The sequence below is a fragment of the Meridianimarinicoccus roseus genome, assembly GCF_003172915.1.
Taxonomy (GTDB): domain Bacteria; phylum Pseudomonadota; class Alphaproteobacteria; order Rhodobacterales; family Rhodobacteraceae; genus Meridianimarinicoccus; species Meridianimarinicoccus roseus.
Genome location: NZ_QGKU01000016.1, coordinates 14,175 through 38,446, shown reverse-complemented (window position 1 = coordinate 38,446; position 24,272 = coordinate 14,175). Strand labels below are relative to the sequence as shown.

The following is a 24,272-nucleotide window of genomic DNA, read 5'->3' as shown; positions in this document are numbered from 1 at the left end:
CCCGACGCGGGCGACGCCCCCGTGCTCGGCGTCGACGATCCCCGCTTCGAGATCGCGGACGGGCGGCTCCGCCTGCGCCCGGGACAGGCGCTCGATGCCGAGGCCGAGCCCGCCGTCACACTGCGCCTCACAGCCACCGACGCCGCGGGCGCCCAGACCCATCGCGACGTCACGCTCCGGGTCGGGGATGTCAACGAGGCCCCGGAAGAGTTGACCATCTCGGCCACCCAGCTTCCGAACTCGGACGAGTTGGTACTGTGGCTCGACGGGCAGGACAGGGACGGCGATTTCGCGCCGGACGCGGAAGGGCAGACCGCTACTGGCGCCTGGGTGGACAAGTCCGGCGCGGGCAGCACGGGGCATCTCAGCGGCAAGGCACCGGCCGGGAACGAAACAGGACTCGATTTTTCGAACACTTCGGACGGATACAAGATCTCGGGCAATGCCGACCTGAACCGCGGCACCTTTCCGAAAAAGACCTTCGCGCTGTCCTTCGAGACCGGCACATCCGTCGACGGTGTGCAGATGATCTATGAACAGGGCGGCACCGTCCGGGGCTATTCGTTATCGATCGCGCCCGATCCGGAAACCGGGGAAGCAACGCTCTGGGGTCTCGCCTACAACCGGTCGGAATGGGACACGGGGCACCAGCACAAGGCGCTCAAGCTTGGCGTGGCGGAGCCCGGAACCTACTACAACGTTGTGCTGGTGCATGACGCCACCGATACGGACCCGGCGGGGCAGCTCTTCTCGGGCTATGTCGACGGGGTGCTTGTAGACCGGGCCGACCATGTCGGGGTGCAATACAACCATCCGGACGCCGCCGGGGTCGGCAATCTGAACAATGGCACTGTGCTGCCGCACACCGCGCGCCCGTTCACCGGCGACATACCGTTCGAGGGTACGATTTCCGAGGTTATGTCATGGAACGGCGTGCTCGACGCGCAGGAGGTGAGCGAACTCGACGGTCATCTGCTGGCCAACCGCAGCCAGATCACAGACGGCGTGTCCGTGTTCGAAACGGCAGAGGATGGCGCGGTCGTCGCCACGTTGACGGGGCGTGACCCCGATGCGGGCGATACGCTGACCTACCGGATCGTGGACTCCGAAGGCGTCGCCGCGAACGATCCGCGCTTCGTGATCGAGGGGACGACGATCCGGTTGCGGCCAGGCGCGGAATTGGACCATGAAGAAGTCGCCTCGCACGAGATCCGGGTGCAGGTCAGCGACAGTGAAGGGCTGAGCAGGACTGAAACGCTGACGATACACGTGCTGGACGTGGACGAGGCCCCGACCGAGATCACGCTGGATATCGAGAGTGTCGCGGACACACTTGAGGGCGGGGCGCGCGTGGGGCTGCTTGACGCGATGGACCCCGAGGGCGGCGCGCTGAGCTTCGGGTTCGTGGGCGCTGCGGGGCGCGCCGTCAGCCACGACACGTTCGAGATCGTCGGCAATGAGTTGCGCTTGCGGGACGGCGCCACGCTGAGCTTCGAGCAGCAGGCGAGTTTCGATCTGAAGCTGGAAGTGATCGACGCAGGCGGAAATGTCACCCATGACACGATCACGCTGGGCGTGACCGACGGCAACCGCGCGCCAGTGTCCGTGCACATCGACGACGTCAACGTCCGCGCTGCAGATTTCGGCGCTGTCGTAGGGCACCTCGACGTCGTCGATCCGGACGCTTGGGACATGCACGGTTTCAGCGTATCCGATGCCCGCTTCACGGTCGAGGACGGCGTGCTGAAGTTGCACGACTGGGCCACGCTGGATGTGCAAGCCGATGCCGGGCTCAGGGTGGCGGTGACGGCCACCGACTCGGCCGGCGAAAGAGTGACCGAAACGCTTGAACTCACCGTCATGGACACCGCCGACATCAGGATCACGTCGGGTTTTCGCATCGCGCGCCACAATGTTCCGCCAGACACACAGAATCCCGACGCGGTCGACTGGCAGGCGGTGCCCGACGATGTGGCGCTGGCCGAAAGGGGATCGGCGGCCCCTGCGCCCGTCGGCGCAATCCCAGCCGCAGCGCAGATGACCGGCCATGTCGATGTGGCTGAGGGCGGCAGCTATACGTTCCACCTGCCGCCGGACGGCGCGGCGGTGCTGCGGATCGACGGACAGATCGTCGCGCCGGACCCCGAAGGCGCCACGACGCGGACAATTACGCTGGAGCCGGGGGCGCACGCCATCGACCTGCGCCACGTCGGGCGAGAAGGCGGGTCCGACCTGCAGCTCCACTGGGAAGGGCCGGGGCTCGAGGGCCCGGAACCGGTCCGCGCAGCAGAAGGGATGGCGATCACGGACGGCGGAATGGTCGCACTTGGCATCACCATCGGTACCGACGATGTGCCGCCGCCCGAGCCGGGCTTCACTGCGCAGTATTTCGACTTCGACTCGCGGTTGAGTAAACTCGATGACGTGGACTGGACCGGCACGCCGGATCACAGCGAAACCGTTCAGGGCATCGATTATACCAATAGCCGGAACAGCTTCTGGGAAGGCGGTTCGACCGACACCTTCGCTGCGCGCATCACCGGCGCCGTGACGGTGGATGAAGGCGGGCAGTTCAGGTTTCACCTTGGTGCCGATGACGGCGCAATGCTGTTTGTCGATGGCGTCCCTGCGCTCGACAATGATGGGCTGCACTCCTTCCGCACCCGGACAGCGCAGGTCGATCTCGATCCCGGCACGCACCAGATCGAAGTGCGCTATTTCGAGAATTACGGCCATGCCGGGCTGAAGCTGGAATGGGAAGGTCCGGGGATCGACGGGCGTAGCCTCGTAACCCCGGCGGCGGAGCCTGCGCCAGACATACCCGCACAGGACCGTATCGAGATCACCGGACTGCCAGCGGATACGCTGGTCATCGGCGGTCCCGATGCCGTGCTGTCCGATGGCGGCCCCGTGGACGTTACCGACTGGGACCTTTCGGTCGTCGAACTGTCGCCGCCGCCGAATTTCACCGGAGCGATCGACTGGGCCGTGCGGTTGACACCGCCGGAAGGCAGCGGGCGGCCCGTGGCCTTGTCCGACAGCATCACGCTGACGGTCACCGACGCGGTCGGGCTTGTTCCTGATGCGGACCCGGCCGAGCCAGAGCCGATCCTTTTCGATATGGCGGAAGCGCCCGGCTGGGCGGAGGATGTGCCCGAAGGCGCGACAGATCTAGACAGTGGCGGTGCCGAAAACGAAAACGACGTGATGGCGGAGGACGTCATGATCGTGCCCGATGCCGAGCTTGCGCCCGACCTCATGGAAACGCATGACCGCCATGACTGGTAGCCCCATGGTGCCGCCTGCTGTAGTTGCGCGGGGCGAGCGGCACGGCACGCCGACGCCTCGCAGCATCGCGGCGAGGTTGGCGAAGAAAGTGGGGTGTTGGTCCAAACCGAAGTTCCGCGCCTTGCGCCAATGTCGGAATATGACGCCGGAAACCAACTACTCCACCGGCTCCCGCCAGCGCAGCGTGGCAATGGTCACCAATCCGGACGTCTTTATCCTCGATGCGGTCGGACCGCCCGAGGTGCTGAATTCCATCCTGTCCTTTCTTCTTCAAGACGGGCTGGAGTCCCAACGCCTGACCGTCGCGGTGGGTACAACGGGGCAGTAGCCGACAACGTCCGCCCTGAGCCTGGTAGAGCACCGCGTCTTCGCGGCGATGGTGGCGGACCCCAGACTGATCGACACGGTTATGGTCGGCGGCGGGCACGGCGCGGCGCATGGGGATCGTGAACTGCTGGGCTTCGTGCTCCGGCCCGCGCCAAGCGCCCGGCGATTTGGTCGATCTGCAACGGCGCGATGATCTTGTCCAAACTCGGCTTGCCGGTCGGACGGCACGCCACAACGCACCTGTGGTGGCTTCTGATCCTTGAAAGGCGTTTTCCGCAGATGCGGCGCGACCGAGATGTGTTTTTCCGACGCGACGGCGACACCTGGACATCGGCAGGTATGGCCGCGGTCATGGACCTTGCGCAGGTGCCGATCAGAATGGACTGGGGCCGCGCAATCGCTTTTGAGGTGCCGCCGCTGACCTTGATGCTTATGATCCGACCCGGCGGACAGTCGCAATTCAGCGCAGACCTTCTTGCGCAACGTGGCGAGGATCGGGCGATCAACACCGCACTGCCGCACATCGCACCGCAGCCGGACGCCCCACCGAGGGTCACCGCCATGTCGGAACTGTCCGTGTTCCGGCGCCCCACATCGCGCTCGAGACGGCAAGGCGGGGGATCGAATGGGTCGCCTGGGCACGGGCTTCCGAAGCGCCAAGCGCATGCGCCGCACCTTTCAACGGCAACCGGGCGCCTCCGCGTCGGGATATCGCGCCAGATTCAGGGCACAGAATCGCGGCGTGGCGCCGGTTCGCGACATCCCAGACTGACCTACTACCCACATCTTCCTTCGCTGGCATCGTCTTCCACGCGGCCCCGGGCACTCGGCGCACCACGCCCGCCGCGGGAGGGCGCGACCTTGATCACGCAACCATTCGCCTTCGCCTATGCCATGCTGGCCGCGCTGCCCGGCATCATGCACTGCGCGCTTGATGCAGCCGCACCACTTGTACACTTCACCGTAGGAGGATGGTTTTTTGGGCGGTTTCGGCCAATTGAGCGGGTTCTGGCACTGTTGCAGGCGGGGCTGCGGGCAGGCATCACGTTCGTTGCACTGGCCCGGGGCGGCGTGATCCACTAGCGTTCCGCCGAACTGGCTGTTCTGGCCGACGGTCGGCCTGACCGTCTGACCTGCATAGGCAACATGGCCAGCCCGTCACGGTCTTAACAGCGCCTCTAGAAAGCCGGTGACGCTTGAGTCCGGACAGCGGAAGGGACAAGCCATGCAGACGGCTTGCAGTGTCGGGACCACTGGCCATCCCAAGTGGCAGCTTTACTGCGAGGATGGCGGGTTCTTGCGTTGGTGAGGATGCCGCGCGCCCCGGAACGCTGAAAGCCGGACCCTGATCAAGGCGACTGCGACACGGTTGGCATCACTTACCGGGATGACGGGCGGTGCCAACCTGAACCTTCTGAACGACCCGAAGCGGGCGGGGGTGCCGTGCTTCGACTATATCCACCAGCGGAACGTGGCCCGAATGGCCAATGTCGCGCCGTTCGCGGCCGAGCGCGCTTTCATGGGCGCTCCGCGCCCCGCCGCCATCCGATCCCCCGTAATCGCCGCACGGGCGCAACACCCGTCTTGATGATCCGTGCAGCCAGCGGCCGCGTGCGCTGATCAGGCTGTCGACACGCCGCCACCACCGCGCTGGCCCCAGTTAGCCCAGCTCAGAGCGCAACACCGCATGCGCTGACCGGGAGTTTGACCGCCGCCGCGATAGGTGTCACGTTCAGACCGGTTGCGCTTCAAGCTAGGCGGTGGCCACGCTGCCCCAGCTTCGGCCAGATGCGCCCGACGCGGCAGAAAGATCCTCGGTTCACCTTGGTGGCACCGAACAGAGCCTCAGTGTCGCAAACAGGTGTCGATGCGGCGCTGCTGCACCGCAGCGAAGGCCGCACCCATGCAAGGCCCGAGACTGAGCCCGCCACTCCATCCACATGAAGGGAACGCACCATGATCAACGTCTTGTCCGGGGTCTGGGCCCTGCTTCTGGGGATCGTTCTCATCATGCTGGGCAACGGGATGCATTTCACGCTGATCGGCCTGCGCGGCGGGATCGAGGGGTTCTCGTCGGCCGAACTTGCCATCGTGACCTCGGGCTATTTCGTCGGGTTCCTGTCGGGTGCGCAGCTGACACCTCTGATGATCCGGCGGGTCGGGCATGTGCGGGTCTTCGCCGCGCTGGGAAGCTTCATGTCCGCCGGCCTGATCGCCTTCCCGCTGCTGACGGAGCCCTGGGCCTGGACGGTGCTTCGTCTGCTGATCGGCTTCTGCATGTCCGGTATATACGTGGCCGCCGAAAGCTGGCTGAACAACGCGGCGACCAACACGACGCGCGGCAAGGTGCTGGCCGCCTACATGATCGCGCAGACGCTCGGCATCATCGGCGCGCAGGCGCTGCTGACGCTGGGCGATGCGGCGACCTCGGTGCTGTTCATCGGCGCCTCCATCCTCGTGTCGGTGTCCTTCGCGCCGATTCTGCTGTCCGTGACGCCGGTGCCTGCCGCGCAGGTGGCACGTCCTATGGGAATACGCTCGCTGTTCGTCAGTTCGCCCCTCGGTACGATCGGCATTTTCCTACTGGGCAGCGTGTATGCCACTCAGTCCGGCATGGGCGCTGTCTTCGGCACGCAAATCGGGATGACCGCCTCGCAGATCTCGCTGTTCGTGGCGATGCTGTTCGCGGGCGCGCTGGTGCTGCAATACCCGGTGGGCTGGCTGTCAGACCGGATGGACAGGCGCAAGCTGATTTTCGGGGCCGCGCTGCTGGGCGGGTTGATCTGCATTGGCGGATGGTTCACCGGCGACGATCTGTGGCTGCTGATGGCGGCAGCCTTTGTCGCCGGCGGCGTGACGACGCCCCTTTACGCGCTGTTTCTCGCCTACACCAACGACTTTCTGTCGCCCGAGGACATGCCGTCCGCCTCCGGCGGGCTTGTCTTCACCTTCGGTCTGGGCGCGATCACTGGCCCGCTGGTGACTGGCTGGGCGATGCAGGGTTTGGGCCCGTTCGCGTTCTGGCTGGTGCTGGCGGCGACCTTCGGGGCCATTGCGCTTTATGCTCTCTACCGGATGACCCAGCGCTCGAGCGCACCGACAAGCGAGACCGAGAGCTACCTTGGCGTCCTGCCGACCGCATCAGCCGTGGCGGTCGAAGCCGCCGGCGCCTGGGCGGCGGAACAGGCCGAGGGCGAGAGCGCGGGCGCACCGGCCCAAAACACCGGTGCAGCTGCCGGAGCTGGCGATGCAGACGCGGACGACGAGCAGGACGAGGAAATCGAGGTGATCGCGCCCGATCCGCAAGCCGGCCGGGGCTAAGGCGCGGCGCATTCCTGCGCGCATTTAGGCTAACCACGGCCTTCCTTGCCAAGTGGCTGGCGCTCGCCTTCCTTTTTGAAAAGCCTGATGCTGACCTGGATCCCCACGGAAACCGTCACATAGCTGATCGGCGGAAGCGGGCTCGGGCTGACCCCGCTGACGACGTTGTTGGGCGCGCACGCCTACCTGAATGGTTAAGCTGAGCGCCCGCTGATGGGCCTGCTGATCGACGAGGGCATGGCACCGGGCGCGGTCTGGGCGCTGGCGCGCACGCCAGTCTTCGCGCTCTACATCGCCTTGTCGCTCACCGGCGCCTTCGCCGCCGGTATAACGATCCAAGTCTGGAGTTTCTCATGGACCCCCTTTCCTTTGACATTCCCCCGGGGACGAACTCCGCTGATCGCGCCCGCAAGGACCCGTACGCCCCGAGACTCCGTCACCGGACTGCGCTAGGACAGCGGCCGGATCTTCGATGTGCTGACCGATCCTGAGCTAGCGCTTTCGGCCTGCGTCATTGCGCACGGCGGTTGGGCGCAAGGCCAACGGCGGCACAGCCGGGATTGCGGGGCCGGTAAGCGAGGCTGAGGTGTTTTCCCCACCGACATCCCGAAACGCGCTTCACCGAAAGGGCGCCGGAGATGCTCTACCTTTCATGCGGGCGAGCACGTCGGACCAGCGTGGACATCAACTCCTGTCTTGTTGCCAGCCTACATGCGGCGGGATGGCCGACGGATCCTATAGCTGGGTCGCAACGCGCCATGACTGCGCGCTGCTGGAATGGGACATCGCCCATCACATCAAGGCCGGGATGTAGCTGACGCGCTCCGGGCTGAACCCGCGCCCGCCGCCGCTGATAGCGCGGCTTGATTTGGCACCCGCGGAGGTGCCTCTGCCCGCCACCGCGGTGGCCCCCGTCTGACGGGCCCCACCGGGCAACTCGCGCGGCCGACAGGACTTGTCGGGCTCCCTGCCCCCATGCATTGCTGGCAGGGCTATGAACACCGTGATCGGAAGATGTCCGGGCCATCCCCATGCGAAGGTCCATGCCTGGTGGCCGCCCCCTCGCCCGGGTCGGACCGCCCGCAACTGAACAAACAGTCCCTTCCATTCGACGGAGAACTCCCATGCACCCTATCCTGACCGCCTGCGACGGCGGCCTTGTGATCCGCTGGCCTGACGGCATCAGCGGGACCTTTCCCCATCTGTGGCTGCGCGACACCGACCCGGCCGGCTTTCACCCGACCACCGGCGAGCGCGCCTTCGATCTGACCGGCGTGCCGCTGGAAATCGCTCCGAGCGATATTGCGATCGACGGCGATGCGCTCGTGCTGCGTTGGCCCGACAGCGACGCACCGAGCCACTTCGACCTTCACTGGCTCAAGGCGAACCGCCCCGGGCAGCGGCGGCCGGACGCCGCGGCGGTGGACCGGATCGCCTGGCGCGGCGACCTGCGCGCAGATAATGGCACGGTCGGCCCGCCGCGCCGCGCGGCAGACGCCATCGCGGAGCAGGACGGCGCGCTGGCGGACTGGCTGGCCGTGACCAAGCAATACGGGCTGTCGATCGTCCATGGGCTGCCCAACGACGCAGGCGCGGGCATCGCGCTTGCGCGCCGCATCGGCCACCTGCGCGAAACGAATTTCGGGCGCACTTTCGACGTCGTTTCGAAGGCTGATCCGAACAACCTGGCCTACACCGCCGACGCGCTACCGCTACACACCGATCTGACGAACCAGGAACTGCCGCCGGGATTCCAGTTCCTGCACTGCATCGCCAACGCAGCCGCCGGTGGCGGGTCCATCTTCTGCGACGGACTAGCCGTGGCCGCGGACCTGGCCGCAGCCGACCCGGATGCCTTCGAGATCCTTTGCAGCGTATCGGTGCCGTTCCGCTTCCATGACACGGACACGGACATTCGTGCGCGCAAGACGGTCCTGACCCGCGACGCGGAGGGCGCCGTGACAGAGATCTGCTTCAACGCGCATATCGCCGACATCCTGGATTTACCGTCCGAGGCGATGCCGGGCTTCTACCGCGCCTACCGGCTGTTCATGACCATGACGCGCGATCCGGCCTACCGCATTGCGCTGCGGCTCGCACCGGGCGAGATGGTCGTGTTCGACAATCGGCGCGTGCTGCATGGCCGCGAGGCATTCGACCCGGCCACCGGCCTGAGGCACCTGCGCGGTGCCTATGTTGATCGGGGCGACTGGGACAGCCGCCTACGCGTGCTGCGGCGCGCGGCGGGCTAGTACGGCGCGGCGCACCGCGGGGCCCGGACAGAAGCGGGCTGCCGGTATTTTCTTTCCTTGTCTCGCCGCCGACCGGCGTCGGCGGCGTATCTGGTCGTGACCCGCGACCCGGACCGAAGCCGTGCGGGCGCTTCTACACAAAAATCGTGTCATCGCTGGAAATCACCACCGCGCAGCGCATTGGCGGCCCGATAGGCAGGTTCGAGCTTCCCAGCCCCGCCCGCGCCGAGGCGCGGCGGTCCGGGCGCAGCCTGCGCCACGTCGTGCTGACCGCCCAAGCCGCCCGCGACCTTGCCGCGGCGCTTGCCGATCACGTCCTGCCCCGGACCGACGCGGCACTGACCCGAGTCCGGGCCGCAGCGGCACGGATGGATGATCAAGCCTTCGGGGAGGTGACCGATCCCGACGCACGCCTGCGCGTAGAAGCGCTGCAACAGGCGGTGGTGGCGCTGGACGCGTCGATACGCGCCTAGCTCGGAACGCCGCTGGGGCTTGCCCCGGTTTCAACGTCCAGGACAGAGACTGAGCCATGACCACGCGCCGGAGGTTCCCGGCCGCGCTGCTGGCAGCCGGAGCCGCCCCCCACATCGGCTGGGCAGATGTCGGCAACCCGTTTTGCCTTGCCGCCGCGCGCGAGCCGAGAGGCAGTTTCGCCCTATTCGGCCTTGCAGCGTCCGGTGCGGCCACGTTTCGCGTGCCGATGACTGCACGGGGCCACGCCGGAGCCGCCCACCCGATCCGCGCCGAGGCGGCCGCCTTCCCGCGCCGACCCGGTGCCTTCGCCCTTGTCCTGGATTGCGTGCGCTGGACGGCGCTCCGCGACCTGCCCCTGCCCTGGGGACGTCTGTTCAACGGCCACGAGCGACGGGATGATCGGCGTCTGGGATGTTGCCTCAGCCTATGCCGGGCGCGGCGAAATACCCCCCGGGGGGCTTGGCTCGAACGATTTGCGCCTGATGCCTGGAAGCGACCTGCTGATCGTTACAAATGGCGGCATCGCCATCGATCGGTCGGATCGCCGCAAGCTCAACCTTGGCACGATGCGGCCGAACCTCGCATATCTCGACCTCTCGGGTCGTATCGCCGACCGGTTGGAAGTGGCCCCCGCGCTAAGGCAGAACTCCATCCGGCATCTGGCGGTGCGACGCGACGGGGTTGGTGGCCTTCGCGATGCAATAGGAGGGCGCACCGGGCAGCGCGCCGCCGCTTCTGGGACTGCACCGGCCCGGCGCAGCGCCGCTTCTGGCGAAGGCGCCACTGGCGGACGAACTGGCGATGCAAGGCTACGCGGGCAGCATAGCCTTCGGCGGCGATGGCCGGTAATTGGCGATCACCTCGACCCGCGGAAGGTGGGTGCATCGCTTCTCGTCCGAGGGCGCGTTCCGTGGGCCGGTGTCGCGCGCCGACGTGTGCGGGCTTGCACCCCGCGCAGACGGCTTTCTGGCCAGCGACGGATTTGGCGGGCTGATCGCGCTGCGCGACGGCACGGCGGCGCCGCTGGGCCGTATGCAGTGCGCGTGGGACAATCACCTCGTCCCGGTATGACCGGTGGCGCGTTGCTGCATCCGCCCGAGGTCAGATCGGATCCGCGGAACCGCCGCTGCCTGCGCACCCTGTGCCCAGCCGGTCCCAATGACTCACGCCGGACCAGTCCTGCACGAAACCATAGGGATAATCCGGAAGACCGGGCGCGGAGGCGCGGGTCAATTCGTCCATGTCCTCGGGCGGCAGGCACAGCCCCGCGGCATCGAGATTCGCCGACAGTTGCGCCGCGCTGCGCGCGCCCAGAAGAAGCGAAGCGACCCCGGGGCGTGCCTGAAGCCAGGCCAGCGCGACATGCGACATCGGCCTGCCGTGCCGCGCCGCGACGGCCCGCACAGCACCAAGCACTGTATGAGTACGCGCCGTGTTGCGCCGGTCATAGGCCTCTAGCCCCCGCTCAGGGTCGTCGCCCAGCCGGGTCGCGCCGGTCGGTCGCGCCCCCGCCCCGTACTTGCCCGTCAGCCAGCCGCCTCCCAGCGGTGACCACGGCGTCATGCCGATCCCGTTTTCCAGCGCACAGGGCAGCACCTCCCATTCCACACCCCGGTCGAGCAGCGAATACTGCGGCTGCAGCGCGACCGGGACCGGCAACCCCTCGGCGCGGGCAGTGGCGCAGATTCGTTCCAGTTGCCAGCCGGTAACATTGGACCAGCCGACATGGTGGACCTTCCCGGCGGTCACCAGATCACCAAGCGCGCGCAGGGTTTCGACCGGGTCGGTGTCCTTGTCCCAGCCATGTACGAAGTAAAGGTCGATGGCATCGGTCCCAAGCCGCGACAGGCTCCCTTCGACGCAGCGCAGAACCGACCGGCGCGCGGCGCCGCGGCTACCTGCTGGCGGGGCAAAGCGACATTTGGTGGCCACGATCATGTCGGCCATGCCGCCGCGGGCACGGCCCCAACGGCCGATAATCTCCTCGGACACGCCGCCGGAATAGACATCGGCGGTGTCGATGAGCGTGCCGCCACGACCCGCGAAAAGATCGAGCATCCGGTGGGCTTCGGCCTCGTCGGTTTCAGCGCCGAAGGTCATCGTACCAAGCGCGTGCGTGGACACAATCGGCCCCGCGCGTCCGAGCGAATTGAGCGAAATTGGGCGGGGGATGGTCGCTGTATCGGCCATTGCAGGTTTGCCTCGCGTATATGTGGATCGGCGCAGGTTGCGCTTGAACCAAGCTTAGCGACGGGCGAAACTGTACGGAACGACATGATATGATCGGACCATTTCATGGGTGAAAAGAAGATCTCTCTGGACGGCGCCGCGGTCGGCGGTACGGGCGGTGTCTCTTGGAACGATCTTGCCGCCTTTCTCGCCATCGCGCGCCATGGCGGTCTGTCCGCCGCCGCGCGAGAGACCGGGTCGAGCGCGCCGACGCTGGGGCGGCGGATGCTGGCGCTGGAACGCTCGTTGCGGCGCGACCTGTTTGTCCGACGCACGCATGGTTATGCGCTGACGGCCGAGGGCGAGAAGTTGCGCGACGACCTACATGCCGCCGAGATGGCCATCGCTCGCGCCACGGGGCCCGCCCCGGGCGATGCGCTGGCGCCGGTTCGGATCACTGCCGGGACCTGGACCATGCTGGCCCTGACGGCGCACCTGCCCGAGATCACCGGTGAACCACCTGACCTTCGGGTGCGGCTTTTGCAAGGCGAGGATCTGCTGTCGATCCCGCGGCGCGAGGCCGCCATCGGCTTTCGCGCCCGCAGGCCGCTTGAGGCAGGGCTGGCCGGGCGGCGGCTGCGCCCGGTCGCATTCGCACCCTTCGCCGCGCCGGGTGCCCCCGACCGCTGGATCATGGTACGCGCCGATACACCGTCGGCCCGCTGGGTCGCCGGGCATTGCGGCGCGCGGATCGCGGTTGAAACCGATACGCCGCGGATTGCGCTCGATCTCGCCCTGAGGGGAGCCGGACGGGCGGTGCTGCCCACCTTCATCGGCGACAAGGCGGCGGGGTTGCAGCGCGCCGGGACTGACATCCAGGAGTTGGCCCATGACCAGTGGCTGGTCACGCATGACGCCGACCGCGCATTGCCGCAGGTCCGCCGCGCCCTGGACCGGATCGCCGACGCCTTCGGCTAGCGGGCGGCCGCAACGGCGCGTGCGGTCAGATGACCACCCGCGACAGCGCCCGTTCGGCAGTCGCAACCGCGCTCATGGCAGCCAATGCGGAAGAACGCGGATTGTCAGGCAAGGCGTCGCCCTCGATCCGGAAGGCGAAGCGGCCGAACTCACCCTCGGCCTCGATCTCGTGGATGTTTCGTGCTGCCGAGGGGTCGGCGATCAGTTCGACCTGCGTAGCGTCGAAGCCCAGCCCGGCCAGCGCGACAGCCGCCGCCACATTGGCGTTCTTCGGAAAAGCGACGGCGGCCGCGCGCGCGGTGCCGCGGAAATGCGTCACCGGCGCCGGACCCATTGCGGCAAGGTCCAGCACGCTTTCGGCGGCGGAGCCCGCCCATCCGGCCGGGGGCTTGCGCCCGACATAGGTCACCCGGTCCAGTCGCCCGATCCGTGCCGCCGTCAGCGCGTCCAGCGCACCGATCGCCCCGCAAGCGGGAAAGAGCCGCGACTGCCCCGCCTCCGCCGCCCGGGACAGCGCGTCCGCCAGCGCAGGATCGGCCAGCGCCCCCAACGAAAGCGTGGTCAGGTCCAGTCCCGCCCGGAGCACCCGTTCCCCATGCGCGACCAGCCCCGGATGGCCCGCGCAATCTATGACGTGGCGCACGCTCTCCGGCAGATCGGCCACCGATGTCACCCGAACCGGCGCAACCGGGCCTTCCGGCGCCGGGGCCGTCCGCACGATCTTCGCCGCAACGCTGTGGCCGCGCCGACCAAGCGCGCCGATCACGTAGCCCGCGATGGCCCCGTTTCCGATGATGGCGAATGTCATGCTGCCCCCCTTTTTCCACCCCTATCGGTGGTCAGCGCGCCCGCGCCGGACAAGCCTAGCGCCGCGGGCGCGGCAGGTCACGCATAGGGGACTAGGGACGTCGATCGGGGACCAGTCCGGCCCCGCCGTCAGGGAAGATCGACGGCGCCTGGTGCCGCCTTGGCCAGCGCGGCCGGTGCAAAGACCGACAGCATCTGATCCAACGTCAGAGCCTCGCCCCGGACAACGCCCTTCGATAGTACCCAGTCGGCTTCGGCCACCAGAAGCTCGGCCAGCCCAGTATCGAGCTTCAGGCCGATATCCACGTCCTGCCACATGGTGGCGAGAGCGTCGGTCGACACGGCGCCCTGCATCGACGCGCTGACCGCTGCCATGGCGGCTTCCGGATCGGCGGCGACGTCGGAATCTGCCCGCGCAAGCGCTGCCATGAACGCGTCCAGCACGTCCGAACGCGGGCCTGTCATCTCCGGGGTGGCGGCGAGGATGTAATGCACCTGGTAACCGGGTGCGCGCAGTTCGCCATAGGCTTCGCCGAGCGTGTCGCGGGCGGCGGCGTAGAAGGACGGGAAAGGCACGATCGCATCCAGATCGCCACGCGCAAGGGCGGGGACGAGATCCGGCGGGGCTGCGCCGACGATCTCGGCGCTGACGCCTGCCCCGGCCAGAATCTCTTCGAGGTAGAAGTTCACGTTGGTGCCGATGGTGGTGCCGATCCGCTTGCCTGCAAGATCGGCCGGTTCGTCCACCGCTCCAGACTCGGTGTTGACGATCACCCGGCTGCCTGTGAAGCGCGCAAGATCACCGATCACCGCGAAGTCCTGCCCTGTCAGCGCGCCCACGGCGGCGGGGAATTCAGCCATGAAGGTGATGTCCACCTGCCCGCCGATCATCGCCTCGAAGCCTTCGCGTCCAGTGTTGAAAGCAACGAACGTGATATCGAGGCCGGCCTCTTCGAAATAGCCGTTCTTTATGGCGATATCGACCTGAGGGGTCTGCGGGTTCGGCGTCCAGGCGAAGGTCAGCGATTCCGCGTCGGCGCTGATCGGCGATAGAAGCGAGCCGGCAAGCGCGAGAGGAGCAAGCGGGGAAAGGGTCTTCATTGGGATCTCCTTCAGATGGACGTGTCTGTGTGGATGGTATCGGGATGCAACAGCCCGAGGATGTCCTCGCGCATTTGCAGGAATTCCGGCCCAGACCGGCCAAGCGCACGGGGCCGCGGCTGCGTCAGGGGGTAGTGGCGCACCAGCCGACCGGGCGCCTGACTCATGACCTGCACATGGTCGGCAAGCAAAAGCGCCTCGTCGACATCATGGGTGACGAACAGCACGGTCGTCTTGTGCTTGCGCCAGATGCCGAGAAGCAGGTCGTGCATCACGAGACGGGTCTGCGCGTCCAGCGCGCCGAAGGGTTCGTCCATCAGCAGCACCTTGGGTTCCACCGCGAAGGTGCGTGCTATGGCGACGCGCTGCTTCATGCCTCCCGAAAGCTGCTGAGGATACTTGTCGGAATGGGCCTCCAGCCCGACCTCCGCCAGCGCGGCGCGGGCGCGGTCGATCTCCTCGCGGCGCGGCAGGCCAAACTGCTTGAGTCCGTAGCGGACGTTGTCGCGGGCGGTGAACCACGGGAAAAGGGCGTATTGCTGGAAGATCACGCCGACCTCGGGGGACGGGCCATCGATCAACCGGCCATCCAGCCGCACCGCCCCTTCCGCTGGTTCCACGAACCCGGCGATGGCGTTCATCAGCGTGGACTTGCCGCAGCCGGAAGGGCCGATCAGCGCGGTGAAAGTCCCCGGCTCCAGCACGTGGCGGGTGCGCTCCAGCACGGTCACGGACCCCTGCCGTCCCTTGAATCGGATCACGAGGTCGTCGATCTCCACCCGGCCCTTCGGGGTCTGCGTCATGAACCCTGCTCCCAATGGACGAGTTTCCGGCCGATGCGGTGAACAACCATGTCCGCCAGCGCCCCAAGCACACCGAGAATGATCAACAAGGAGAACATCCGGTCTGTGCGCACATACTGGCGCGCTTCCTGAAGTCGGAAGCCGATGCCCGAGGACGCGCCCGAAAGCTCCGCCGCGACAAGACTGAGGAAGGCCAGCGCGACACCTAGCCGGATGCCCGCGAAGATGTGCGGGGCGGCGGCGGGGATCACGACGGTCAGGAATTCGCGCAACCGGCTGGCCCCGAGCGATCGGGAAGCACGCAGATAAGTTTCCGGCACATATTGCATACCGTGATGAGTGTTGAACCACACGGTCAGGAACACGGTGTAGGACACGACGAAATACTTGGATCCTTCGCCGATGCCGAACCATACGATGGCCACCGGCACCAGCGCGATCGCCGGGATCGGGCGCAGGATGTTCAGGAACGGGTTGAGCAGCGTGCGCACCAGCGCCACCCGCCCGGTCAGCAAACCCAGCAGCACGCCCAGCGAGGTGCCGATGGAAAAACCGACCCCGGCCCGGCCCAGCGATTTTGCGAGATCGGTCTGCAAGGTGCCGTTGCCCCACATCTCGACAGTCGCCGACCACACGGACCAGGGCGCAGGAAAGATCGCTTCCGGAACGGCGCCCGACAAGCCGACCAGCGACCACAGGCCGAGAATGAAAGCGAAGGACACCAGCGGCAGTCCCGCCGACAGCACCTGCCCGAGCCGCGCCGTACCCCTGCGCTCCGTGGCGACTGGGGCCGGGTCGCGGTCGGTCACAGCCATGCGACCTGCTCGGCCGTGTAGCGATGGGCCCGGAAACAGGTGTTGTGCGACCCGCCAATGAAGCGGTTCAGCGGCGCGGGGTATTCCGCGAATTCCGGAATGACGTACTCCCAGACGGTGAGCCCCTCCGGCGTGACCTCGAACAGGCGGCCGAAGGCGCTTTCGCAGATCAGCGTGTTCCCGTTCCAAAGCCGCTGCGCACTGCCCATGAAGGGCGAAAAGAAGCTGGGCGCGTTGGGGTCGGTGTAGCTCCAGGTGATTTCCATCGTGGAGGGGTCGAATTCCAGCGCGCGCGAGAACGGGTTTGACGATCCGGGCCGCATGTTGCCGTTGTCGAAAACGAGAATGGTCCCGCCTTCCATCCGAATCGGCGTGTGTTGTTGGGCCACAACGTCGGGCCCGGCGTGCCAGACGATGCGGCCCGTTGCCTTGTCCACCGCGATCACGCCCGAAGTGGTGCGCAAGCTCATCAGCACCAGCCCGTCCGTTGTTTCCGACACACCATTGATCATCGGCCAGTGGCGCCGGTCGAAGATCGGATGCACGGGCAGGTCAGCCGGGTCGATGTGATCCCAGATCTTCCATTCCCAGACCGTCGCGCCACTTCGGTCCACCTCACGCACGATGTCTGACTGCACGGTCCCGTCGGCCCCGTCCTTGCGCGGATCGCCCCCGGTCACGCGCTTTGCCAGATGGGCCGGTAATTCCGCCGCGACTGTATAGAGAAGGTTACCGTTCGACAGCCATTGTGCGTCGTGGTGGTGAAAGATGTCCTCGTGCCGCCATACGATTTCGCCGGCAGGGGTTGCTTCATAAAAATCGCCGCCGTGCCAAAGATCCCATGCCGGATAAAGCGCGGCCGAGGTGTCGTGGCTGCCATTGTAGCCGAGGTTGCCGTTCGGCAGGATCACCGCGTCCCGACCGGGCCGCACCGGCATGTGCCACTGGTGCGTGGTCCGCCCTTCGATATCCACCATGTCCACCACGCCGCCGCCGGTCTGGCGCGCGAAGACCGTGAAGCCCCCCGCGCTGGCCGACGGATCGAACGCAGTCAGACCGAGCCTGCGCCGCGCCAACGTGATCTGGCTGGGGGTGTTAGCCTTGTGCGCTTCGGCTGCGGTATCGAGCATTCTGGCCTCGTGAGTCTGCACTAAAACGATTTAACTCAAGCTAGCCTTGCTTGCGCGGCCGTTAAAACGTTTTATTTAGAGGGGCAGAGCAGTTTCTGCCTTTGGTATCGCGAATGGGCGCAAATGCCGACGGACTGCACAGTAAAAAGGCAGGAATTGAATGACAACCGGAACACAGCCACTCAGACGGCGGGCGACGGTCAAGGATGTCGCGCGGCTCGCCGGGGTCTCCGCCGGCACGGTGTCCAACGCGCTGAGCGGCAAGCGGCCGGTGGATGCAGCCACCCGCGAACGGATCACCAGCGCCATCGCCAAGCTGGGCTACGTGCCCAACCTCGCGGCCCGCGGGATGCGCACCGGGCGGGCCGGCACCATCGCCATCTTCTCCTCCATGCCGACGGCGGTCGCGGCCGGGCCGTCTCGGCTGGGTTTTCTGATGGAGCTGGCGGCTTCTGCCGCGATCGCTGCGCTGGAAAGCAACGTCGCGCTGCTGCTGGTTCCGCCGATTGAGGATCCGGCAACCGCACTCGCGACGATCGCCTTCGACGGCGCGATTCTTGTCGAACCGGAAGCCCGCGACCCTTTCCTTGCGGTTCTGGCCGCGCGCGGTGTGCCCACCGTTGTGATCGGCCCTGCTGGCGACCGCCCACCCCTTGCCGTGGAACTGGACTACAAGGTCATGGCGGAGTTGCTATTTGACCATCTCGCCGAACGGGGCGCGCGGCGCTTTCCACTGGTGATCGGAGAAAGCGCTCGCGCCTCGAACGCGGCGTTCCGCGAGGTGTACCTGACACGCTGTGCCGCATCTGGGCTGGAGCCAACCGTCATCTCCCTGCCCGAGGCGGACGCCGAGCGCGGGGCAAGGGATGCCCTGCTGCGTCACATTAGCGACGGTCACGACATCGACGGCGTGCTGGTGCCGATCGACGCGATGGCGACAGGCGTAATGCAGGCACTGCGCACGGCGGGCCTAGGCGTACCGGACCGCGTCAAGGTCGCAACCCGGTATGATGGCATCCGCGCGCGCAGTGAAATGCCGGCGCTGACCGCGCTCGATCTGAAGCTTGACCGGGTCGCTCAGCTCGCCACACGTATGCTCATCGGCGCGATTGACGGCGGTGCCGACACCGGCGCGGCGCAAGGCAGCGCCGAGCCGCCTGCGCCCCGGCTTATAGCGCGGGGATCGACCGGGATGACGGGCAGAACGGGGACCACGGACTCGGCCTCGCGCAACGCCTGAGCGTCGGTCGCAGGATCGGCTGCGGGGGCACCACACACATAGCATACCCACGCAGCTTGACTGTGGCGAGGTTGCACTAAACTGTTACAAATGTCCCTTGTAAACCATGACACGATCCGCCCCGTCCGTTCCGTAACGGCACTGCGCAGCCCTCTCCGCCCGGCGGCGGAATTCCTGCGCGCGGCGGTCGTAGGCGGCATATGCGTCGCCATACTTTCGGCATCGCTGGTCGGCGCTGCCCCCTGGCCGATCGGGGCCGCATTGGGCCTTTATGCCGCCGCAGCTGCCCTTACGGCCATTCTGCTGGACCGCGACTACCCGCACCCTAGCCTCGGTCTGTGCAACCTCGTGACTTTGGCGCGCCTTGTCTGTGTGGCGGCACTGGTCGCCCCTCTGGTGACGGCGACAGGACCAAGCTGGGCGATCTTCGCGGTCGGCGCATTCGCCCTGTCACTCGACGGGATAGACGGCTGGCTTGCGCGGCGGCAAAACCGGGTGTCCGCGTTCGGAGCTCGCTTCGACATGGAAGTCGACGCGGGACTGGCTTTCGTGTTGGCCCTGAACGCGGCGTTCGGCGCGGAGTACGGACTTGTGGCGGTGCTGCTTGGCCTGCCGCGCTATGCCTTCGCAGCCGCCGGGCTTGCGCTGCCATGGATACGGCGCCCCCTGCCCGACCGGCTTGGACGTAAGGCCGTCTGCGTGCTCCAGATCGGCGGCCTTGTCGCATTGCAGGCCCCGGTCCTTCCGCCGCTGACGGCAACGTTGCTGGTGCCGGTGACCGCGGGGGCACTCTTGTGGTCCTTTGCCCGCGACGTGGTTTGGCTGTGGCAGCGTCGAGCATGACAGCCACCGCCTTGCGACTTCTGCTTGCAGCGGCAGTGCTGCACGTCGTGCTGGTGCTGCCAAGTCATCCCGGACTGATAGCGCCCGGTGCGCTTGCCGTTCTGCCACTTGAATTGCCCGCGATCTTGCTTGCTCTGTTGGCGTTGGGCAAGCGGCACGGAACGTTTTGGGTCCGCGCCGCGCTGACTGGCGCGCTGTTGGCGGTCTCGGTACTCAAGCTCGCCGATATCGGAATGATCATGGCGCTGGGGCGCGGCTTCAACCCGGTTACCGACATCGCGCTGATCGGTGCCGGGCTGAACGTCATGACCGGCGCGATCGGCCCGGCGCTGGCGGCAGCGGCCGTGCTGGGCGCATTGGCTGCACTGGCCGCCGCGGCCGCAGCACTTTGGTGGGCAACCGGGGTCTGGGCGGCCTTCAACCTTGCGCCAGACCGCGCACGGATCGCCGCGGGGGCGGCCGTGCTTGGCGCCTGCATTGTGGCCGCGGATGTCGCGCAGGACCTTGGCCGTTTCGACGCTCCGGCGACCGTCCCCGGCACAGCCTTCACAGCCCGCGTGGGCGTGGAACGGATCGCGATGGCGCGCGAAACCTTCGCGGATCTGCGCGCCTTCGCGAAGGCCGCGACGCGCGACCCGTATGCCGGGCGCAGGGGCCTGCTAGACCGGATCGACCGGGACGTTATGGTCATATTCGTCGAAAGCTACGGTCGCGCGAGCCTTGACACGCCACTTTACGCGGGCACCCACCGGGCGACGCTGGCCGCCGCCGAAGAGCGGCTGGTCGATCTGGGCCTTGCCACGCGGTCCGGGTTCCTTAGCGCACCGACGCGCGGCGGGCAAAGCTGGCTGAGCCATGCGACCTTCGCCAACGGCCTGTGGATCGATAACCAGGCCAGCTATGGCGCGGCACTGGCCAGCGGCCGCCACACGCTGTTCCACATCGCCGCCGATGCCGGGTTCCGAACCGCTGCCGTGATGCCGCAAATCACCCTCGACTGGCCGGAATCGGCGGTCATGGGGTTCGACGTGGTGCTGCCCGCGGCCGAGCTTGGATATCGCGGCGCGCCATTCAATTGGGTGACGATGCCGGACCAGTTCACGCTGGCCGCGCTCGACCGGAAGCTGCTGGGCGACCCGGACGCGCGCCCGCTGTTCGCGCAAGTCGCGCTGGGATCGTCGCACGCGCCCTGGGTGCCGGTCCCCGAACTCGTGCCGTGGGACGTGATCGGGGATGGAACGGTATTCAACGACATGGCCGCGGCCGGTGATCCACCGGAAGTTGTATGGCGCGACCGCGACCGCGTTCGCGAACAATACAGGCTGGCCGTGGACTATGCGCTGCGCGCGGTCTTCGACTACGTCGCTCGGCAGGCAGGCGATGCGCCGCTGATCCTCGTGCTCGGCGATCACCAGGCCGCCGGTTTCGTCGCACTGGACGACCGCACCGATGTACCTGTGCACCTGATCGGACCAAAGCATCTCGTGGAGCGCGCGGAAGACTGGGGCTGGAGCGCCGGGTTGCTGCCCGACGCTGCGACCCCGCCCCGACCGATGAATGAGATGCGGGACCTGATTCTCGACACGTTCAGCACTCCAGCGGCGCGGGGCAGCAGCAGTTGATCCGTGCGGATGGCAGGTGGCGCGCGCGGATCTGGACCGGGTTCCAAGTGGCCGTGGCGCTTGGATGCCTCGGGTTGCTCTGGCGCACGGTCGACGGGCCCGCCGCAGTACGAAGCCTAGCCGCAGCGGACCCTTCATGGCTGGCGCTTGCACTTGCGGCGCTGACGCTGCAAACGCTTCTGTCGGCCCTGCGATGGCAACTGACGGCGGCACGGCTTGGCGTCAGGTTCGGCACCGCGCACGCGATCCGCGACTACTACCTCGGTCAAGTCGTGAACCAGACGCTGCCCGGCGGCATGATCGGTGATGCCGGTAGAGCCTACCGCAACCGTGGGCAAGCCGGGCTTCTGGCCTCGGGACAGGCGGTGGCGTTCGAACGGCTTGCCGGGCAGGCCGCGGTTTTCGCGATATTCGCCGCAGCCTTTGTCGCAACGAGCCTCGTGCCCGGTGGGATCGACTGGCCTGACGCCCTGCGGGGCCCGCTGGCGGGCTTCGTGATCGCAGGCATCGCGTTGCCGACCGGGTTTCGGGCGGCGACAAACCTACCCGGTGTGGTCGGGCGCAGCCTGACCGGTCTATGGCGGGCGCTTGGCACCGTGCTGTCGGGGCGGGGCCTGCTGGCGGCGCAAGCCACACTGAGCCTTGGAACCGCTGTGTGCAACCTTGCCGCCTTCGCGTTCTGCGCCCGCGCGGTCGGCGTGGACCTGACGGTGGCGGCAGTAGCGGCGCTGGTGCCGCTGATCCTTTTCGCGATGGTGATCCCGATCTCGCTCTCGGGCTGGGGGCTGCGCGAAGGAGCGGCGGCGGCGCTCCTGCCGCTGGCGGGTGCAAGCGCCAGTGGCGGGCTGGCCAGCAGCATTGCGTTCGGCCTTGTCTTCGCCGTGTCTGTCCTACCGGGGTTGGTCCTGTTCTGGGTTGGTCCGCGCGGTGCCAACATCCCGGCGCGAGCTGACCCGCAGCCGTAGATACCGACATGTGCCGCTAGGGAGGCTCGGGTCCGGGCTTTGGGCCGGAGCCTCGTCGTTGTCGCGGACTACGCGTCGCCCCCAACCCCGGACCCGAGGTCATCGGTCGGCAACCTGAGCGATGCTTCGAAACCGGAAAATCCACCAGGTCGCGGCGATTTCAGAACGAGCGAACTCCCGATCCGTTCCGCGATGGCCGCGACGATGGCAAGGCCAAGCCCGCTGCCATCGGTGCTTGCGTTCGCCCGTTCGAAGCGTGCCGTCAGGCGGTCGAGAGTGTCGCGTGGCAGGACCGGGCCGTCGTTCGCGACAGAAAGCAGCCCGTCTGCGGTCAAAGTGACGTCGACCGTCGTGTTCTCAGCTCCGTGACGAAGCGCATTTTCCATGAGGTTGCGGCACAGGATGGCGAAGGCGTCGGGGTCGATATCGGACATGACGGCTGTCCTTGGCAGCGCAAGCGCGATACGGCCCTCCGCACCGGTGCGTTCAAGATCGTCCACCAAGACGCGGGCAATCGCCTTCAGGTCCGCGCTTCGGTCCATCCGCAGCCGTCCGCCTTCGGCCCGCGCGAGCTGCATGAGGCGTTCGGATAGTCGGGTCAGGCGCTTGAGTGTCGCCTCGATCTCCGCGGCCCGCGCGTCAGTTGCAGGGTCGCTGGTCTCAGCCCTCAGGCGCTGCGCCTGCGCGATGGCGCCGGCAAGCGGCGTTCTCAACTCGTGGGCCGCGTTCGCGGCAAAGCTGCGCTCGGCCTCGAACGCGTCGCGCAGCCGGGCCAGTAGGCCGTTCAGCGTCGCCGCCAGCGGACCGATCTCCGTCGGCAGATCGCTTGCAGGAACCGCCGACAGATCCCGCGCGCCGCGCGCCTCCAACCGAGCGCGGAACCGGCGCAGCGGATGGAGGCTGAAGCGAACGGCGAGCACGATAGCGGCCAGCGCGACGGGCAGGACGACCAGAAGTGGCAGGCCAAGGCCCATCTGGATTTCGCGGGCCACCGACATGCGATGCGCCTGCGGCTCGGCGACGGTGATGCGGATCGTGTCCTGAAGCGCAGCGTCGCTGTAGAGCCGATGGGTGGCGGTCTGCCGGAACCCGGGTCCGTCCCACGGCGGAAAAACCGCAGGGTCAGCCGCGTGCGACTGCAAAAGGATGCGCCCTTCGGCATCCCGCACAAGATAGGTGAAGAATTCGTTGTGTTCGCGGATAGGCGCGAGGCGTTGCGTGATCCCCTGATCTTCCCGGCCGACGATATCGGTCACGGCCAGAGGCAGGATCCTCTCGGCCGTTTCCCGCAGCGCGCTGTCGAAGACCTCGTCCAACTCGTCCCGGACGATCACGGCCGTCACCGTCGCTGCCAGCAGCCATAGCACCGTCAGCCCGACCCCGAGCGACAGGCCAAGCCGCGCCTGAAGGCTGGCCGGCCACCTCATGGCCGACCCAGCCGATAGCCCATGCCGCGCTCGGTCTCGATGACCGCACTCCCCAGCTTCTTGCGCAGCCGACTGACATGGACTTCGATGGTGTTGCTCTCCACCTCGGCGTCGAAGGCGTAGAGCTTCTCCTCCAGTTGCGCCTTCGAAAGAAGCTGCCCGGGGCGTGCAAGGAAGGCTTCGAACAGTGCCCATTCCCGCGCGGTCAGTTGCACCGGTTTGCCGTCCCGGTGAACGCTGCGCGCGGCAAGGTCGATTTCAAGTGGCCCGTGGGTCACGATGGGGTTCGGGTTGCCGCTGTAGCGTCGAGCGACAGACCCGATCCGCGCCGACAGTTCCGCAAGGTCGAATGGCTTCACGAGATAGTCGTCGGCGCCGGCGTTCAACCCCTCGATCCGGTCGGACACCTGATCGAGCGCAGTCAGGATGATGACCGGGGTAACCTCTCCTCGCGCGCGGAGACCCTTGAGGAACCCGATCCCGCGACCGTCCGGCAGCATGAGGTCGAGCAGGATCAGGTCGTAGGACGTGAATTTCACCGCATCGCCGGCCGCATCGAGGCGCGTCACCCAATCTACCGACTGGCCATCCGCTGCGATCTGGTCGCGCACTGCAGCCCCCAGAACCGTATCGTCCTCGATCAGCAGGATCCGCATCCTCGTCTCCGTCCTTTTCCTATGACCCTTCATGATGCGTCTGGCTGACACGAA

Annotated in this window: 21 protein-coding genes and 1 pseudogene; 14 read left to right on the top strand and 8 right to left on the bottom strand. The window is 67.0% G+C overall.

The window, feature by feature from the left end; translation table 11 throughout:
• The 9 genes and pseudogenes from DKT77_RS04635 to DKT77_RS21475 all read left to right on the top strand — a co-directional run.
• Positions 1-3,288 (top strand): PA14 domain-containing protein (locus DKT77_RS04635; protein ID WP_109810571.1); only part of this gene is annotated, 3,288 nt, incomplete at its 5' end.
• Positions 3,269-3,616: a hypothetical protein gene (locus tag DKT77_RS20650; RefSeq protein WP_146204953.1), complete on the top strand. Its 348-nt coding sequence runs from the start codon at positions 3,269-3,271 to the stop codon at positions 3,614-3,616. The genes DKT77_RS04635 and DKT77_RS20650, both read left to right, overlap by 20 nt.
• Before the next feature lie 860 nt (positions 3,617-4,476).
• Positions 4,477-4,698 (top strand): hypothetical protein, encoded by a 222-nt coding sequence (locus tag DKT77_RS20645; protein WP_146204952.1) that lies wholly within the window; start codon positions 4,477-4,479, stop codon positions 4,696-4,698.
• Positions 4,699-4,984: 286 nt separating this feature from the next.
• Positions 4,985-5,203, top strand: a complete 219-nt coding sequence (locus DKT77_RS04620; RefSeq protein WP_146204951.1) for a hypothetical protein — start codon at positions 4,985-4,987, stop codon at positions 5,201-5,203.
• A 368-nt stretch (positions 5,204-5,571) separates the two neighbouring features.
• Positions 5,572-6,936, top strand: a complete 1,365-nt coding sequence (locus tag DKT77_RS04615; protein ID WP_109810567.1) for an MFS transporter — start codon at positions 5,572-5,574, stop codon at positions 6,934-6,936.
• Positions 6,937-7,149: 213 nt separating this feature from the next.
• A complete protein-coding gene (locus DKT77_RS04610) occupies positions 7,150-7,389 on the top strand; it encodes a hypothetical protein (RefSeq protein ID WP_109810566.1) in 240 nt (79 codons plus the stop codon).
• 671 nt (positions 7,390-8,060) lie between these two features.
• Positions 8,061-9,188, top strand: coding sequence for a TauD/TfdA family dioxygenase (locus tag DKT77_RS04605; RefSeq protein ID WP_109810565.1), 1,128 nt, complete (start codon positions 8,061-8,063; stop codon positions 9,186-9,188).
• A 146-nt stretch (positions 9,189-9,334) separates the two neighbouring features.
• Complete coding sequence (locus DKT77_RS20835; protein ID WP_238547685.1) at positions 9,335-9,661, top strand: imelysin family protein; 327 nt, start codon at positions 9,335-9,337, stop codon at positions 9,659-9,661.
• Between the two features lie 56 nt (positions 9,662-9,717).
• A pseudogene (locus DKT77_RS21475) lies at positions 9,718-10,733 on the top strand (DUF1513 domain-containing protein).
• 30 nt (positions 10,734-10,763) lie between these two features.
• Here DKT77_RS21475 and DKT77_RS04590 read toward each other — a convergent pair.
• Positions 10,764-11,852: an aldo/keto reductase gene (locus tag DKT77_RS04590; protein ID WP_238547684.1), complete on the bottom strand. Its 1,089-nt coding sequence runs from the start codon at positions 11,850-11,852 to the stop codon at positions 10,764-10,766.
• A 105-nt stretch (positions 11,853-11,957) separates the two neighbouring features.
• Between DKT77_RS04590 and DKT77_RS04585 the strand changes: the two genes are divergently transcribed.
• Positions 11,958-12,809 carry a LysR family transcriptional regulator gene (locus tag DKT77_RS04585; protein ID WP_109810563.1) on the top strand — a complete coding sequence of 284 codons (852 nt, stop codon included), beginning with the start codon at positions 11,958-11,960 and terminating at the stop codon, positions 12,807-12,809.
• Positions 12,810-12,834: 25 nt separating this feature from the next.
• Here the strand turns inward: DKT77_RS04585 and DKT77_RS04580 are convergent, their stop codons facing one another.
• The 5 genes from DKT77_RS04580 to DKT77_RS04560 form a co-directional block, all read right to left on the bottom strand.
• Positions 12,835-13,617, bottom strand: coding sequence for an aspartate dehydrogenase (locus DKT77_RS04580; protein ID WP_109810562.1), 783 nt, complete (start codon positions 13,615-13,617; stop codon positions 12,835-12,837).
• 128 nt (positions 13,618-13,745) lie between these two features.
• Entirely contained in the window at positions 13,746-14,717 is a 972-nt protein-coding gene (locus DKT77_RS04575; protein ID WP_109810561.1) for an ABC transporter substrate-binding protein, read from the bottom strand.
• A gap of 11 nt (positions 14,718-14,728) precedes the next feature.
• The gene (locus DKT77_RS04570) at positions 14,729-15,520 is read right to left on the bottom strand and encodes an ABC transporter ATP-binding protein (RefSeq protein ID WP_109810560.1); all 792 of its coding nucleotides are present in this window, start codon (positions 15,518-15,520) and stop codon (positions 14,729-14,731) included.
• Complete coding sequence (locus tag DKT77_RS04565) at positions 15,517-16,335, bottom strand: ABC transporter permease (protein ID WP_109810559.1); 819 nt, start codon at positions 16,333-16,335, stop codon at positions 15,517-15,519. Before DKT77_RS04565 ends, DKT77_RS04570 begins: the two co-directional genes overlap by 4 nt.
• Positions 16,326-17,465: an aryl-sulfate sulfotransferase gene (locus DKT77_RS04560; protein WP_109810558.1), complete on the bottom strand. Its 1,140-nt coding sequence runs from the start codon at positions 17,463-17,465 to the stop codon at positions 16,326-16,328. The genes DKT77_RS04565 and DKT77_RS04560 overlap by 10 nt, the downstream gene beginning before the upstream one ends.
• A 160-nt stretch (positions 17,466-17,625) precedes the next feature.
• On the opposite strand from DKT77_RS04560, the gene DKT77_RS04555 reads away from it, so the two are divergent.
• From DKT77_RS04555 to DKT77_RS04540, 4 genes are all read left to right on the top strand, one after another.
• Positions 17,626-18,705, top strand: a complete 1,080-nt coding sequence (locus tag DKT77_RS04555; RefSeq protein WP_109810557.1) for a LacI family DNA-binding transcriptional regulator — start codon at positions 17,626-17,628, stop codon at positions 18,703-18,705.
• A 90-nt stretch (positions 18,706-18,795) separates the two neighbouring features.
• On the top strand, positions 18,796-19,548 hold the full coding sequence (locus tag DKT77_RS04550; RefSeq protein ID WP_109810556.1) for a CDP-alcohol phosphatidyltransferase family protein: 753 nt from the start codon (positions 18,796-18,798) through the stop codon (positions 19,546-19,548).
• Positions 19,545-21,170 (top strand): sulfatase-like hydrolase/transferase, encoded by a 1,626-nt coding sequence (locus DKT77_RS04545; protein ID WP_109810555.1) that lies wholly within the window; start codon positions 19,545-19,547, stop codon positions 21,168-21,170. The genes DKT77_RS04550 and DKT77_RS04545 overlap by 4 nt, the downstream gene beginning before the upstream one ends.
• Positions 21,167-22,135, top strand: a complete 969-nt coding sequence (locus tag DKT77_RS04540; protein WP_238547683.1) for a lysylphosphatidylglycerol synthase transmembrane domain-containing protein — start codon at positions 21,167-21,169, stop codon at positions 22,133-22,135. The genes DKT77_RS04545 and DKT77_RS04540 overlap by 4 nt, the downstream gene beginning before the upstream one ends.
• A 68-nt stretch (positions 22,136-22,203) precedes the next feature.
• On the opposite strand, the gene DKT77_RS04535 is transcribed toward DKT77_RS04540, so the two are convergent.
• Both DKT77_RS04535 and DKT77_RS04530 read right to left on the bottom strand, forming a co-directional pair.
• Positions 22,204-23,562 (bottom strand): sensor histidine kinase, encoded by a 1,359-nt coding sequence (locus DKT77_RS04535; protein WP_109810554.1) that lies wholly within the window; start codon positions 23,560-23,562, stop codon positions 22,204-22,206.
• Positions 23,559-24,218 carry a response regulator transcription factor gene (locus DKT77_RS04530; RefSeq protein WP_109810553.1) on the bottom strand — a complete coding sequence of 220 codons (660 nt, stop codon included), beginning with the start codon at positions 24,216-24,218 and terminating at the stop codon, positions 23,559-23,561. Before DKT77_RS04530 ends, DKT77_RS04535 begins: the two co-directional genes overlap by 4 nt.
• Between the last annotated feature and the right edge of the window lie 54 nt (positions 24,219-24,272).